The sequence below is a fragment of the Coprobacter sp. genome (genome assembly GCF_982436375.1).
The window spans coordinates 1-15,133 of sequence record NZ_CEWDCG010000057.1 but is presented as its reverse complement, the minus strand read 5'-3'; the positions used below and the strand labels follow the sequence as shown (position 1 = coordinate 15,133).

At 37.6% G+C, this 15,133-nt stretch carries 10 protein-coding genes and 3 pseudogenes; 4 read left to right on the top strand and 9 right to left on the bottom strand.

Annotated elements, in window-relative coordinates; translation table 11 throughout:
* Together AC1WHX_RS05085 and AC1WHX_RS05080 are read right to left on the bottom strand one after the other, a co-directional pair.
* Positions 1–1,320: histidine kinase dimerization/phospho-acceptor domain-containing protein (locus AC1WHX_RS05085; protein WP_481228929.1), on the bottom strand; the 1,320-nt coding region annotated here is incomplete at its 3' end.
* Positions 1,321–1,334: 14 nt separating this feature from the next.
* The gene (locus AC1WHX_RS05080; protein WP_022602571.1) at positions 1,335–2,021 is read right to left on the bottom strand and encodes a response regulator transcription factor; all 687 of its coding nucleotides are present in this window, start codon (positions 2,019–2,021) and stop codon (positions 1,335–1,337) included.
* Between the two features lie 295 nt (positions 2,022–2,316).
* Here AC1WHX_RS05080 and lepA point away from each other — a divergent pair, with 295 nt between their 5' ends.
* The 4 genes from lepA (at position 2,317) to AC1WHX_RS05060 (ending at position 7,861) form a co-directional block, all read left to right on the top strand.
* The gene (lepA, locus tag AC1WHX_RS05075) at positions 2,317–4,104 is read left to right on the top strand and encodes a translation elongation factor 4 (RefSeq protein ID WP_481228927.1); all 1,788 of its coding nucleotides are present in this window, start codon (positions 2,317–2,319) and stop codon (positions 4,102–4,104) included.
* 257 nt (positions 4,105–4,361) lie between these two features.
* Complete coding sequence (nhaA, locus tag AC1WHX_RS05070) at positions 4,362–5,714, top strand: Na+/H+ antiporter NhaA (protein WP_122337098.1); 1,353 nt, start codon at positions 4,362–4,364, stop codon at positions 5,712–5,714.
* A 302-nt stretch (positions 5,715–6,016) separates the two neighbouring features.
* Positions 6,017–6,952 (top strand): NmrA family NAD(P)-binding protein, encoded by a 936-nt coding sequence (locus AC1WHX_RS05065; RefSeq protein WP_302545437.1) that lies wholly within the window; start codon positions 6,017–6,019, stop codon positions 6,950–6,952.
* A gap of 129 nt (positions 6,953–7,081) precedes the next feature.
* Positions 7,082–7,861, top strand: a complete 780-nt coding sequence (locus tag AC1WHX_RS05060) for an META domain-containing protein (protein WP_122337099.1) — start codon at positions 7,082–7,084, stop codon at positions 7,859–7,861.
* A gap of 88 nt (positions 7,862–7,949) precedes the next feature.
* Here the strand turns inward: AC1WHX_RS05060 and AC1WHX_RS05055 are convergent, their stop codons facing one another.
* The 7 genes and pseudogenes from AC1WHX_RS05055 to cysQ all read right to left on the bottom strand — a co-directional run bounded on the left by AC1WHX_RS05055 (position 7,950) and on the right by cysQ (position 15,051).
* Positions 7,950–9,056 (bottom strand): sulfotransferase family protein, encoded by a 1,107-nt coding sequence (locus tag AC1WHX_RS05055; protein ID WP_303115664.1) that lies wholly within the window; start codon positions 9,054–9,056, stop codon positions 7,950–7,952.
* 255 nt (positions 9,057–9,311) lie between these two features.
* Positions 9,312–10,809, bottom strand: a pseudogene (gene cysN, locus AC1WHX_RS05050) (sulfate adenylyltransferase subunit CysN); the annotation flags it as partial.
* Between the two features lie 11 nt (positions 10,810–10,820).
* The gene (gene cysD, locus AC1WHX_RS05045) at positions 10,821–11,729 is read right to left on the bottom strand and encodes a sulfate adenylyltransferase subunit CysD (protein WP_009317243.1); all 909 of its coding nucleotides are present in this window, start codon (positions 11,727–11,729) and stop codon (positions 10,821–10,823) included.
* Between the two features lie 60 nt (positions 11,730–11,789).
* The gene (gene cysC / locus AC1WHX_RS05040; protein WP_122337101.1) at positions 11,790–12,398 is read right to left on the bottom strand and encodes an adenylyl-sulfate kinase; all 609 of its coding nucleotides are present in this window, start codon (positions 12,396–12,398) and stop codon (positions 11,790–11,792) included.
* Positions 12,399–12,405: 7 nt separating this feature from the next.
* Positions 12,406–13,308 (bottom strand): annotated as a pseudogene (locus AC1WHX_RS05035) (SLC13 family permease); the annotation flags it as partial.
* A 306-nt stretch (positions 13,309–13,614) separates the two neighbouring features.
* Positions 13,615–14,220: pseudogene (locus AC1WHX_RS05030) on the bottom strand (SLC13 family permease); the annotation flags it as partial.
* 27 nt (positions 14,221–14,247) lie between these two features.
* The gene (gene cysQ / locus AC1WHX_RS05025; RefSeq protein ID WP_122337102.1) at positions 14,248–15,051 is read right to left on the bottom strand and encodes a 3'(2'),5'-bisphosphate nucleotidase CysQ; all 804 of its coding nucleotides are present in this window, start codon (positions 15,049–15,051) and stop codon (positions 14,248–14,250) included.
* Positions 15,052–15,133 lie beyond the last annotated feature (82 nt).

The following is a 15,133-nucleotide window of genomic DNA, read 5'->3' as shown; positions in this document are numbered from 1 at the left end:
TTCGCAATCGAAGAGATCGTTCGATTCATCGATCCGGTTCAGTATCGAAATGTCATGCAATAGATCTGTTAGTCGTTTTGTTTGGGCATAGCACCTATTGAGAAATAGTGTACGCTTTTCTTCAGGTAAAGTCGGATTGTCGATGATTGTCTCCATATATCCCTGAATACTACTAACCGGAGTTTTAAGTTCATGAGCGATATTTTGTGTCAATTGACGTTTCAGACGACTTTCCTCTTCTTGTTGAGTTACGTTATTTATCGATATTTCGAATGAGTTGTCTTGAAACAAAATACATTCTATTTGGAATGATTTGCTGTTTTTACTCAATAAAAATGAATCGCTTATAATTTCTTCACGGGAATGATTCGGGTAGCTGTTTTTATCGACGAAATCGAATATTTGCTTGAACTCTTGTACTTCAAAAATATCATCGATAGAAGAAAACGGCTCATCGGAAATCAAGTTTGCATATTGTACAAATAGATTATTTGCTACGATAACCTTCTTTTCTTGAGAAAAGACGGCAAGCCCTTCCTTAGATATTTGTAAATGTTTGATCAACTTTTCTTTTTCTATAGACAGTTCTTCTTTGGTGTGATGCAGATTTTTGTAAATGCGAATGATATTGTGTGTTATGTCTCCGATGTCATTATGAGCTAAAGGCATATTTACATCGATCGGTTTTTCTTGTTTTGCCCGGTTGGAGAAATCTCGAAGTATAGAGATCGATTTTCCCAATTTATTACAAAAATAATAAAGTATGATGATAGCTAATGCGGAAGTTATGATTAATATATAAGTAAACTGACTATCGCTTTTCAGCATAGATCCGGTTGATAAATCGAAAGGAAGAGCCGATCGGACGATTACGTCTTTATATTTCCGGGCGGAATAAAAATAATCTTTTCCCGGACGTGTTTCGGAACTTCGTAAAGAATATCCGATTTCGGAATGAATTGCTTGATCTATTTCCGGTCGTTTTTTGTGGTTGGGCAGAGGGATAGAATCGTTATGCCCGCTGTCGGTAATGACTTTTCCGTCCAGAGTCGTAATGGTTACACGTAAGTTTTTGTCGGTAATTCCGGCTATTATAGAGTCAAGTTTGGCTTCGGTCATTTGTGAAGAAGAATATTCTCTATATATCAGATTATTGTAATCTTGAAGAATCGAATTAAGCATTCCTTTTCGAGTCTCTTTATCCAGATTGAACTGGGTAAAGAAAATAACCAGAATGAATGTGATAAACAAAGAAGCTATCGATATGAAAAGCTCTATGTGAAAAGGTATTCTGCGTTTGTCTTTTTCAGTGTAACTCATTATTTTAGCTTTAGTCAAGCATTTTCGAAACAGTATCCATATCCCAGACGGGTCACGATATTTTTTCCGTATTCTCCTATTTTTTTTCTTAATCGGGTGATGTTCACGTCTATTGTGCGGTCTAATACATATACCTCGTCACTCCAGACACGGGATAGTATTTCTTCACGGGAGAAAACGTGACCTTGATTTCCTAATAAAAGTTTCAGAATTTCGAACTCTTTTTTGGTCAGCGTAATTTCTTCTCCTTTGATTGTTACTTTTTTTTGTGGTATATTAACAAGAAGTTGATCAAAGGAGAGAGTTTCTTGACTTGTGTTGTTATCTGTTGCCGTTCGTCGCAGAACTGCCTTTACCCGGGCGATAACTTCTCTTATTGAGAAAGGTTTAGAAATATAATCATCTGCTCCGAGATTGAATCCGGTCAGTCGATCGTTTTCCGTATCTTTTGCTGTTAAAAAAATAATTGGAATTTTAGCTTTGTTATCATCTTTACGAATGATGTTTGCCATTTTGAATCCGCTGATTTCTCCCATCATTACATCCAGCATGAGCAGATTATATACCGACAGATCTTTCTTTAGTGCTTCTTCTGCAGAATTAGCAGTATCTACTTCATAACCTTCTGTTTCGAGGTTAAACTTTAGTATTTCGCAAAGATCTTCTTCGTCATCGACTACCAGAATTCTGTAATTTGTCATAACTGTTTATTTTTTATTGCAATACAAAAGTCAGAAAACACTGTTTCGTTAGTGTGAAATATATATTACAAAGATATTACTTTGCAAGGGGGTAATCTTGTTCTTTTGACAAAGATAAAAATAAAAATTTGTTTGATCAGGTAAGAAAAACATTTGATTGGTATTAGGGTGAGATATTCATTATTTATTGACAGAAAAGGGGTGTGCCGTTCTCAGATGTTCTAAAGAACAACTTGCTGTCGGAGAATCAAAAAATTGCGTATATTTGCAAAGAGAAAAAACTAAGAAGAAATAAATGAAGAATATTCGCAATTTTTGTATTATTGCACATATAGACCACGGAAAAAGCACATTGGCCGACCGTTTATTAGAGTTTACGAATACCGTAGCTGCTAAGGATTTGCAGGATCAGGTATTGGATAACATGGATTTGGAGCGGGAGAGAGGTATTACGATCAAGAGTCATGCCATACAGATGGAATATATATATAATGATGAAAAGTATATATTGAACTTGATCGATACTCCGGGCCATGTTGACTTTTCATATGAGGTGTCTCGTTCTATCGCTGCTTGTGAGGGGGCTTTGCTGATTGTGGATGCCTCTCAGGGCATTCAGGCGCAGACGATTTCCAATTTGTATATGGCAATCGAAAATGATTTGGAGATAATACCTGTTGTCAATAAAGTAGATCTTCCCAGCGCAATGCCCGATGAAGTTGAAGATCAGATCATTGAATTGATCAGTTGTAAGCGAGAAGAGATAATACGTGCCAGCGGTAAGACCGGTGTCGGAGTTGAAGAAATTCTTCAATCGATTATCGAACGTATTCCTGCACCGACTGGTGATCCGGAAGCTCCTTTGCAATGTCTTATATTCGACTCTGTATTCAATCCGTTTAGAGGAATCATCGCATACTTTAAGATTATGAATGGCGTGATTCGGACAGGTGATAAAGTAAAGTTTGTTGCTACCGGTAAAGAATATGAAGCCGATGAGATAGGAGTACTTAAGCTGGACATGTCTCCTCGAAAAGAACTTGGAACGGGTGATGTAGGATATATTATTTCAGGAATAAAAACATCTCGGGAGGTAAAGGTTGGAGATACGATTACACATATAGCACGTCCGTGCGATAAAGCAATCGATGGTTTTGAGGAAGTGAAACCTATGGTGTTTGCAGGAGTATATCCGATCGAAAGTGAAGATTTCGAAGATTTACGAGCATCTTTAGAAAAGTTGCAATTGAATGATGCTTCACTGACTTTCCAGCCTGAGTCTTCGGTTGCATTAGGCTTCGGTTTTCGTTGCGGTTTTCTTGGGTTACTACACATGGAGATAATTCAGGAACGGCTCGATAGAGAATTTGATATGGACGTTATCACTACAGTACCTAATGTATCCTATAAAGTATATGATAAAAAAGGAAATGTGACAGAGGTACATAATCCGTCCGGTTTGCCCGATCCTACTTTGATAGAAAAAATAGAAGAACCTTATATAAGGGCCTCTGTTATAACGGCAACCGATTATATCGGGCCGATTATGACGCTTTGTCTGGGAAAACGAGGAGAGCTTATCAAGCAGGAATATATTTCGGGTAACAGAGTTGAGCTGATCTATGATTTGCCTTTGGGTGAGATTGTTATCGATTTTTATGACAAGTTGAAAAGTATCTCTAAAGGATATGCTTCGTTCGATTATCATCTCCACGATTTCAGACCATCTAAATTAGTTAAACTGGATATTTTGTTAAATGGAGAGTCGGTAGATGCGTTATCTACTTTGACACATTTTGACAATGCGGTTTCGTTTGGGCGGCGTATGTGTGAAAAACTGAAAGAACTGATTCCCCGTCAGCAATTTGATATTGCTATACAGGCTGCAATCGGTGCGAAAATCATTGCTCGTGAAACCATAAAGGCCGTACGTAAAGATGTTACGGCAAAATGTTATGGGGGGGATATAAGCCGTAAACGGAAACTTTTGGAAAAGCAGAAAAGAGGGAAAAAACGAATGAAGCAGATCGGTTCGGTAGAAGTACCACAAAAGGCCTTTCTTGCCGTGTTGAAATTAGACTGAAATAAACTTTATATCGTTTTTGACAAAGGAACATTCTTTATGAGGATGTTCCTTTTTTATATCGTTTTTTTGCCGAAAAATATTATTTTTGCGTTGTATATCTGATACTGTTTAGATTTGGAGCGTCGTATTGCGATGTGAGTAGAATTATTTTTATATATTTCTGTATGGTTTAGACAGTTTCTTTAAAAAAACAGATAATAATTAAACTGTGACAGCTTGATTTCTGTTCTACAAAAAGTTAAGATTTTTAAGTTATGAAAGATTCTATTTTTGCAATCCGTCGTACATTACAAAATTATACGAATGGCGGGTACGTATTAATTATGGTAACGGTATTGGCCATGATTATAGCCAATTCTCCTTTAGCATCGATGTATTTTTCTTGGTGGAATGTTCCTGTCTCATTGCAGATAGGAAATTTCAATCTGTTTAGCCACCACGGAGAACCGATGACACTGATGCAATTTATAAACGATGCTCTTATGGCAATTTTCTTTTTCTCCGTAGGACTCGAGATAAAAAGAGAAGTGTTGGTAGGTGAATTATCATCAGTGAAGCAGGCTTTATTACCGGTTATCGCTGCGGTAGGGGGTATTGTGTTGCCAATTCTGATTTTTCGAATGGTTGCCGAAGGAGAAGATATATTAAGAGGAAGTGCGATTCCGATGGCTACCGATATCGCATTTTCTTTAGGTATTTTAAGTATGTTGGGTAGAAGAGTGCCTATCGGATTGAAAATATTTTTGGCTACTTTGGCAGTAGCGGACGATGTCGGAGGAATCTTGGCAATAGCGATATTTTATTCAGGAGAAATCTATTTTACCTATTTGCTTTATGCTTTTGGGCTGTTAGTGGTTCTACTAATGGGTTCGAAATGGCATATTAATAGTAAAATGTTCTATATATTGATCGGTATTGCTGTTTGGTTTTTGTTCCTCAATTCGGGAATACATCCGACTATTGCCGGAGTTTTGGTCGCATTTTGCGTACCGGCACATCCTGTGATGCATACCGAAAAATTTATTAACAAGATCAGAGATACGGTTTCCCGTTTTCCGGCATCTGAAAATCAAGAAAGCGGTGAGACACATATTTTGAGTAAAGAGCAGTTGAATTTATTAAAGTGTGTCGAATCAGCCTCCGATAAGGTTATTAGTCCGTTGCAAGATCTGGAAGACACATTGCATCCCCTCATAAATTATTTGATTATTCCTTTATTTGCTTTTGCTAATGCCGGCATAGCATTGAATGGCTTTGACCTTTCTTCTGTTTTTCAAGGAGTCAGTTTGGCAATATTTTTGGGACTTGTATTGGGAAAATTCTTCGGAATATTCTCTTTTACTTTTATTGCAATAAAGATGAGATGGGTGCCTATGCCTCATGGAGCTACATGGAAAACGATTGCAGGAGTATCTGCTTTGGGAGGGATAGGATTTACCGTTTCTCTTTTCATTGCAAATCTTTCGTACGGTGATATGCCCGGAGGTGAATTATTACTGAATCAGGCAAAAATGGGTATTCTGTTAGGTTCATTACTTGCCGGTATTATCGGTTATACATTATTGAATTTGTTTTTACCGAAACATTTGTCCGATGAGGAATTATGAATAGACAAAAAACATAAAAAAGATAAGGCTGTCATCTCGACAGCCTTATCTTTTTTACTACTTAATTAACCTAAACCTTAATTCCATGAAAATCTGTATCAAATATAAAGATATGTTTTCGTATAAAACAAATATGTCGATCGAAATAGTTTTTTATTTAACATGATTTGTTAAATGTGGATAACGTGTTAACAAAATAAAGGTTCTTTGTTAACATTCTGTCGCTTGCTTTTAAATAGATTCTTAGAATATTTGAAGAACTTTTCTCAATATGATATTGTTCTATTGTAAAAACTATTTTTATGATATTAGTAACGGACATTGTCAATTGTTTAGGTAATGATGTACTGGTTGCTTTAGATGAAAAGAGATCTGTAATACCTGTTCGGGTAATGGCAGATCGACAGCAGGGTTTGCCATCTCTTAAATATTTAAATGCCGAGATATCTGAAGTATCCTTGTTTGATATGCCTTCTTTAGATAAGGCTTTTCAAGATATCGACCGACTTTTGATTTGTAATTCTAATTTTTTGCAAGATCACCGATCGGCATATACCAATTTAATAAGGTGTGCTCAGGGAGCGAAGGTCGGACATATTATGTTTGTCAGTTCTGTTTCTCATTCCGGGATATCTTCCCGGATGGTACGTGAGGATAGGGAAATCGAAAGTCTTATAAAATCATCGGGAATACCTTATACGATTCTTAGAGTCAACATGTTGATGGAATATCTCCCTTTCTTTATAGGAACGTCGATCGAAGGTCGGCATATCTATTATCCGGGAGGAAATGGTCGTATAGGTTTTGTCTCTTCGAAAGATGTGGCGGAAGTCATCTCTGAATTATTGATAGAGAATAAGCCTGAAAATAGAGTATTTACGTTGACGCATGAGATTTCATACTCTTTTGAGGATATTGCAGATAAACTCTCTCGACAAATGGGATATAAGATAGAGTACGAGCCGATAGACCTCAGTATATATGAAGAAGCACTTTTAGATATGCATTTGTCGATATTTGTTGTAAAACGATTAAGTTCTGTTGCTGTTGCTATAGTTCGCAATGAGTTCGATCAGACTGGTTATACGCTGCAAAAGTTGTTGAATAGGGAAAATTCTTTGCCGAAATTGAAATCCGGAATTAAAAGTTGGTTTTTTAAAAAGGATTCTGCATCGTTGGAATGGACTCATTCTTTGACTTCATTATCAGATTATCTGCGTTTGGCATATTCTGTATGATTTTGATTTGTTTGTCTATATTTTCATTATCTTTGAAATATTGTTTGTTTTTTTAATACCGAAATTTCACGGACGTTAGGCAATGATGAATGTTTTTATACTGAGAAAATAATTAAAAGTATTGATATTATGAAAAAGTGTTTTATAATGGTATTGTCTTTGACAGTAATATTTCTGGTTGCCTGCAAAGGGAAAAAGCTTATAGATAAACAAGAGTTGGCATCTCAGGAATGGGTATTATCCGAATTTAAGAATGGAGATACACTGCAAAAATTGCCGGCTGAGAAATTGACAATATTTTTTACCGATACAAATACCGTTTACGGTATGGCTGGTTGCAATCGTTTTATGGGGCGTTATGAATTGTCTAAAGAAAAAGGTTTTGTGATGGACCCGGGAGGTATGACTATGATGGCTTGTCCGGATCTTGAATTTGAAGACATATATATGAAAGCATTGTCCGGTTCTCATTTTGCATCGATGGAAAATGAAAGGCTTATTATTGAAGGGAATGACGGAAAGACTGTTTTGATATATGAACCTTATGTTAAGGAAGTGGGAGTGGCTATGGATGAACATGGCTGTAACGCGGCTGCCGGATATATGTGGTCTGAAGTAAAAAAAGATTGCATCCGCATATTTGAGACGGGAATACGGATGAATTCGCAAACTGATAAAAATGCTACTTCTTCGGCCTTTTTGGTTTTCTCTCCCGATTCATTGCAAGTAGAGTTATTCCTTCCTGAAGAAGATATTCAGCCTGTGTTGGACCGCCGTTCTTTGCCGAAAGGTGGGTATGCATGGAATCAGGAAGATGATGATACATATAATGTAACAAAAGAAGACGACATCTGGGTTATTAGCCGTCGAGGGGTTGTTCTGTACACTTCTGTTTCAGACGCGAAATGACAAGTTTGAATTATAATAAAAGTCACTCTAAACCATTCGATTTTAGAGTGACTTTTTTGTTTGGAAATAAGTATTTTAAAGGATGAATTTATAATTCATATCCCCAGTCCTTCAAAGCAAAGTCCCAATTGTTCTCTACGATGCGTACCGTTTCTTCTTCGTATTTATATTGGTTCTTTTTATATCCCTTTTTTGTATCCAAATAAGCTTCGATTGCCGGACGGGCATTTTCAAAACCGGGAATAGATAGCGATTCGTAAATATTCTTGGTCATCTCCAAGGCATTCTTTTCGAAATCTTCGAATTTGACCTCTATAAGATTCCCTTTGGGGATAAGGTTTTTGTCTTTTTCATATTTGAAATATAAATCTCGGTATGTCTTGACAATATTATCTTGAATTTCCTGGTTCGAGAAATCTTCTAATTTCAAAGGTTGTATGGTGTTTGTAAAGAAACTTCTTGTCGATTCGAATACGGTATATGGGTTTCTCATCAAATATATGAATTTCGCATTCGGGAACATCTCCAACAATTGAGGTATTCTTCCCGTATGAGGCGGATTTTTTGACAAAAAGCGACTACCTTTCGTATTCCACAGCGACACTTTGATCAAACGTTCGAAAACAGATTTAAATGCTTCCAGTTCTTTAGGTGTAATATCTTCAAAAAGCAGATACTTTTTACTGTATTCTTGCCAATATTTGGGGAAAAACCAAAAATTGTAAAAAGAATATGGTATCATATTGGACAATGCGAATTCTTCTTCTTGAGGAAGATCCACTTTTAACTCCATATTATCAGTCGGTCTTTTATCCGGCATAAGCAAGGATGTCTGTTTCTTGAAGAACGATTGTCCGAATAACATCAAATTGGGAAATACGGTTTGATAAGTTGTATTATATCCGAATTGTTTATCGCAGGAAAATACATTATGGACAAAAGTTGTTCCGCTTCTCCAGTGACCGAGTATGAATACCGGATCATTTTCTATTTTTTTATCCGCAAGTAACTTTTTGTACTTGCGATCTTCGAATGGTTGCAATAAACTCAATAACCGGCATACTGATTTTGTCAAGTAATATTTTTGTTTATACCCTTTATCGACAATGCGCCCCTCGGTAATTCCTTTAAATGTTTTCCAGTCTGCACCAACAAGAGTGTTGATCGGAAGTTTCGAAAATTCTAATAAACCCATATTATGATAACTTGATGTTGATGATGTCCTCTACTGCCGAAGATATATTTTGACAAAATACTGTGCATTGGTCGCTTTCGGAACTTATCGTATCGTTTGTTTTTTCATCGGATAATCGTATGGTAACCGTCTTTTCCGGAACATCGGTGATTTCATTTCGCGAATCGATGCAAATTACAATAATACCCTGTTCTTGTAGAGCAAAACCTAAAGATAGCATATCTTTTCCTGAGACGCCCAAGGTTTTGGAGTCGAACACGACTGCAATGTGGCCTGTGTCGAATAAACGTCGTTCCAATATCCCTGAAAACTCTCTGACCGAAGAGAGTTCTTTTCCGGAAATAACGAATAATTTTCCTTGCTGTCCTAACGTTTTTATGCGTTCTTCTGTCGAAACGAGGGATTTTCCCTGTCTCATGCGTTCACAATCTTCTTTTGTAATGGTTGATGCAAGATCCGATTCATCTACTTGATCGATGATCATTCCTACGGCGCAGGTATTGTTGGTAATCGGATCGATCAAAATAAATGCTCCGCAACTTTTATTTTGTTTGTAAGGATCGAAAAATAAAGGCTTGTTAGTCATGAATACGGCACGACCGATCTCGTTTAATTGGAGATTCTCGGTCATGGATTGTTCCATGGTATTGACATCTACTTTATAGCGGATCTGGTCTATTCTGACTCTTGTCGTATTTGTTGTATGTTTAATGTAATATTGCAAATCCCTGTCCATAGGTTTTTCATCCATCCACACGAGCATTGCTTCAAAATTTCTGCTGATACGGGGAAGATTATCGGGATGTACGAGCATTTCACCTCTCGATAAGTCTATTTCATCTTCTAATGTAATAGTAATCGATTGGGGAGAAAAAGCTTCATTTAATTCTCCTTCATATACATGAATCCCTTTTACATGGGATATTTTTCCTGACGGAATAGCCATGACCTTATCGCCCTTACGCACGATTCCGGAGGATATCTTCCCGGAGAAACCTCTGAAGTCTAAATTAGGGCGCAATACATATTGTATCGGGTATCTGAAGTCTTTTAAGTTATGGTCGTTGGCAATGTGTACGGTTTCGAGAAAGTCAAGTAAGGCAGTCCCTTTATACCAAGGCATATTGTCCGATTTATCTACGACATTATCTCCTTTTAAAGCCGACAATGGGATGCAGTTGATGTCGGGAATGCCCAATGGAGTTACAAATTGCTTGTACTCATCTACTATTTTGTCGAATACCTGTTGGTCATACTCTACAAGGTCCATTTTATTAACCGCCAAAACTACATGCTTAATGCCGAGAAGAGATACAAGATAAGTGTGTCGGCGTGTTTGGGTAATAACACCGGTGCGTGCATCGACGAGAATAATTGCAAGGTTTGCTGTCGAGCCTCCGGTGATCATGTTTCGGGTATATTGTTCGTGACCCGGAGTATCGGCAATGATAAATTTCCGTTTGTTTGTAGAAAAATATCGGTAAGCTACGTCTATTGTGATGCCTTGTTCACGTTCAGCTTTTAGCCCGTCTAATAATAGAGCGTAATCGATGTTGTCACCTGCGTTTCCGACTCGCTTGCTGTCACGTTCCAAAGCATCCAGTTGATCTTCATACAATTTCTTGCTGTCAAAAAGCAAACGACCTATTAATGTCGATTTCCCGTCATCTACCGAGCCGGCAGTTAGTAAACGAAGTAAATCTTTTTTCTCGTCTTGGTCGAGAAAATCGGATATATTTAGTTTTGTTGCCATCTTTTCTGTCCTTAAAAATAACCTTCTCTTTTTTTCTGTTCCATACTGGCTTCTTGATCGAAATCTATTACCCGAGTCGTACGTTCCGATTTGGTAGTAACCATCATTTCCTCTACGATTTTTTCAATAGTATCGGCATCAGACTCTATCGCTCCTGTAAGAGGATAACACCCTAAAGTGCGGAATCTGACTTTCATCATTTTTGCCTTTTTACGGTATTCTTCGGGCATTCTGTCGTCATCTACCATGATTAGATTTCCATCTATATTGACGATCGGACGTTCTTTGGCAAAATACAAAGGAACAATAGGAATATTTTCTAACCGGATATATTGCCATATGTCGAGTTCTGTCCAGTTAGAGAGAGGAAATACCCGAATCGATTCACCTTTGTGCACTCGTGCATTGTAAATATCCCAAAGTTCGGGGCGTTGGTTTTTAGGATCCCATTGATGAAAACGATCGCGGAATGAAAAAATACGTTCTTTTGCACGAGACTTTTCTTCATCTCTGCGAGCTCCACCGAAAGCAGCGTCGAACTTATATTTATCAAGAGCGTTTAAAAGAGCTTGGGTTTTCATTAAATCCGTGTGAACTTTACTTCCGTGAGTAAAAGGGCCAACACCGGCTTTGAAAGCTTCCATATTAGATTCCACGATCAAATTCCAGTCATGCTCTTTGGCATATTTGTCTCTGAATTCGATCATTTCTTTAAATTTCCATTTAGAGTCGATATGCATTAGAGGGAAAGGCGGACGTCCTGGTGCAAAAGCTTTTTCTGCCAGACGTACCATTACAGAAGAATCTTTCCCTATGGAGTATAGCATTACCGGATTTTCAAATTCCGCCACTACTTCCCGTATAATGTGTATGGCTTCTGATTCCAGTTCTTTTAAATGACTTAGTTTATAAGTTGACATGTGTTGTTCTAATTTAATTTTAGGCGCAAAAATACTCATTCAGTAAGATACTGAACCGAATTAAATGTTAAAAGAAACTATTCTTGGAAAAACAGTTTTCTTAAGGATTGCTACACTCTCCTCTAAACTTTGAGTAGATGTATCGATTGTCAGATCAGGCTGTTCCGGAATTTCAAAAGGTGAAGATATACCCGTGAAGTCTTTTATTTCACCTTTTCTTGCCTTTTTATATAACCCTTTTACATCGCGTTGCTCACACACTTCAAGCGGAGTGCTTACATAAATTTCCATAAAGTCGTCTTTACCTATTATATCGGCAGCCATTTGCCGTATTTCGTTTGTCGGACTGATGAACGCAGCGATGGTGACAATTCCGCAATCTACAAACAGTTTAGATACTTCAGCGATCCTCCGAATATTTTCAATTCGGTCGGTTTCAGAAAAACCGAGATTGTTATTGATGCCGCTGCGAATATTATCGCCATCGAGGATTCGGCATAATATACCGTTTTGGTATAATTCTCTTTCCAGTGCGATGGCTAATGTACTTTTCCCAGAACCCGATAACCCTGTGAACCAGAGCATAAGACCTTTTTGTTTCAGAAGATTTTCCCGGTCGCTACGTTGCAGCATTCGATCGAATATAGGGTAAATATGTCTCTCTTCCATATTATAATTATTTTATAGGTGTAAATTCCCAAATGAGGGGGATCAATATGATAGATAAAATAAATATTATTAAATTGAGCGGTAGTCCTATTTTAAGGAAATCTTTGAATTTGTAACCTCCGACACTTTGTACGATCAGATTGGTCTGATATCCGATCGGAATAGAAAAACTTGCTGATGCAGCGACACAGATTGTAATAAAAAACGGCATCGGATCTACACCTAATTCAGTGGAGAGTGATAGCGCTATCGGAAAAGTAAGTGCTGCTGCGGCATTGTTCGTGATCGTTTCGGTGCAGATGTTGGTGATAAGAAATAATGCAGCCAGTACGGCATGCGGACCATAATCTTTCACTATATCTATAATTACACCGGCGATAATATTGGCTATTCCAGAGTTTGTCATTGCCTGACTAATTGCAAATGCCGATGCTATGGCGATCAATACATCCCAACTTACGTATTTTGTATATTTTTTTGCCGGGAATATTTTTAATGCAGTCATGGCAAATAAAGCGGCGGCAGCGAAGTAGAACATATCTATTTTCATACCGTTGACTTTGGGCATATATTCCCCGATTGTCGCTCCAACAATCATAAAGATAAGAATGACCGAAGCAAGCCAACGTCGGCTTTTTTGTTGAGGAATTTCAAAATCTCCGGCATCGGATACGAGATAAAACACTTTTGAATCTCCCCATGTCGATATGAAAGAGTCATCCGTAAGTAGAACGAGGTTGTCACCTTCTTGTAGTTTTAATTTATTCAAACCGGTAGTGATGCGTTCTCCGTTACGATTTACGGCGGTGACAATTCCTCCATAATGTCGGAAAAAGTCGAATTTACCCAATGTTTGTCCGATACCGGGGAAGCGTGGTCCTAAAACAACTTCTACCAATTTTACAGCTGATTGAATAAAGTCTTTATCTACATTTTGTAAACAAGTCAGTTTTATTCCCTCTATGCTGATAAGCGTTTTTAAGCTGGAAGATTTTCCTGCCAGAATAATTTGGTCTGATGCCCGTAAAATAATACGTTGCTTATCAGCCGGCATGAAGCTATTGTTACGATATACTCCATAAACGCTCATTTGAGGAATTTCCTTAAAATGTCCGTGATCTATTACCGCTCCTGTCAGGAGGCTGTCTTCAGGAACGATCGCATCGAAATAATACTCTTTTATTTCTTTCCCGGTATCTCCGTTGAGATTATTTCCCGGCAGTAATTTTTTGCTGGCAATGAAAATATAGATAAGTCCCGCGATTGTTATGATAATGCCGATTTTGCTTAGTTCGAACATTTTTAGACCTTCGTACCCTGATTCTTGCATCATCCCATGAACAACAAGATTGGTCGAAGTTCCTATTAAAGTACAGAGTCCTCCCAAAATGGTAGCGTATGAGAGGGGAATCAAAAATTTTTGCGAAGGCATATTTACAAATTCCGCCCATTTTTTAATGATCGGGGCAAAAATAACGACTACGGCTGTGTTGTTTAGAAATGCAGAGATGAAACTAATTGTCGGAAGCATCCTTAATTGAGCTTTTCTGACAGACGTCTTAGTTTGGGGCAATATTTTTTTTATCAAATAATCCAGAGCTCCGGATCTTCTGACTCCTTCACTGACCAGAAATAAGATGGCAACCGTTATCATCCCTTGGTTGCTGAATCCGGCTACCATTTCTTTGGGAGTAATAATTCCCATGAGCATAAAACCTATAGCCACCAGCAATAATGTAAGACCGGGTCTCATTTTATCCATTGCCAGGACAATCAACATGGCTATCAGGGCGGTTAAAACAATAATAGCATCTATACTCATTTCGATGTATTCAAAATTTATTCAGGCTTATTCAACTATAAACCAGGGATTAAGTAAATTTTCTTTATTATAGGAGATTGGTGTTTGCCGGTCTGTGTGGTATATTTCTTTCCCTGCTGCACGAGCTATTGCATGTCCGGCAGCCGTGTCCCATTCCATTGTCGGGGCAAAACGCGGGTAAATATCAGCATTACCTTCACTTACGAGGCAGATTTTTATAGAGCTTCCTATTGAAGTTGTTACTAAATCTGGGTGTTTTTGTTGTAAGTCTGCAATAAAAGAAGCTGTTTCAGGACTCAAGTGTGAACGGGACGCTACAACTGTGAATGGACGTTTTTCTCTTTTAATCGGTAATTGAATAGCAAATTGTCTTAAATTTTCGGCAGACAAATTTTCAGGTTTTGCATCAATATTTTCGATTTTATATGCTCCGTATCCGGTCAGACCGTAATAAAGAGTTCTTTTTACAGGAACATAGATTACACCCAATTCAGGGACTCCGTTTATTACAAGGGCTATGTTGACGGTAAATTCTCCGTTACGTTTAATAAATTCTTTAGTTCCGTCTAAAGGATCTACTATCCATAATTTTTCCCATGATTCGCGAATAGAATAGTCAATACTTTTTCCTTCTTCACTTAATACCGGATAAGGAGTTTGATTCAGAAAAGATAAAATTATTTCATTTGATTTTTTATCGGCTATCGTGAGAGGAGAATTATCTGCTTTTTGTTCGATCTTGAAATCTGCATTCGGATCGGAATATATTTTAATAATCTCTGAGCCTGCTTCAATGGCAGCACGGATAGCAGTATTTAATTCATTTTGCATATTTTCAGGTAAAAACAAAGTGTAAGCAAATGCTTAATTCTTTAAAATGAAGTTACAAAGATAATAAAACTTTGTTATATGT

Coding starts and splice junctions, on each gene's coding strand:
- AC1WHX_RS05080 (WP_022602571.1), bottom strand. CDS start 2,021: ATGACAAATTACAGAATTCTGGTAGTCGATGACGAAGAAGATCTTTGC.
- lepA (WP_481228927.1), top strand. CDS start 2,317: ATGAAGAATATTCGCAATTTTTGTATTATTGCACATATAGACCACGGA.
- nhaA (WP_122337098.1), top strand. CDS start 4,362: ATGAAAGATTCTATTTTTGCAATCCGTCGTACATTACAAAATTATACG.
- AC1WHX_RS05065 (WP_302545437.1), top strand. CDS start 6,017: ATGATATTAGTAACGGACATTGTCAATTGTTTAGGTAATGATGTACTG.
- AC1WHX_RS05060 (WP_122337099.1), top strand. CDS start 7,082: ATGAAAAAGTGTTTTATAATGGTATTGTCTTTGACAGTAATATTTCTG.
- AC1WHX_RS05055 (WP_303115664.1), bottom strand. CDS start 9,056: ATGGGTTTATTAGAATTTTCGAAACTTCCGATCAACACTCTTGTTGGT.
- cysD (WP_009317243.1), bottom strand. CDS start 11,729: ATGTCAACTTATAAACTAAGTCATTTAAAAGAACTGGAATCAGAAGCC.
- cysC (WP_122337101.1), bottom strand. CDS start 12,398: ATGGAAGAGAGACATATTTACCCTATATTCGATCGAATGCTGCAACGT.
- cysQ (WP_122337102.1), bottom strand. CDS start 15,051: ATGCAAAATGAATTAAATACTGCTATCCGTGCTGCCATTGAAGCAGGC.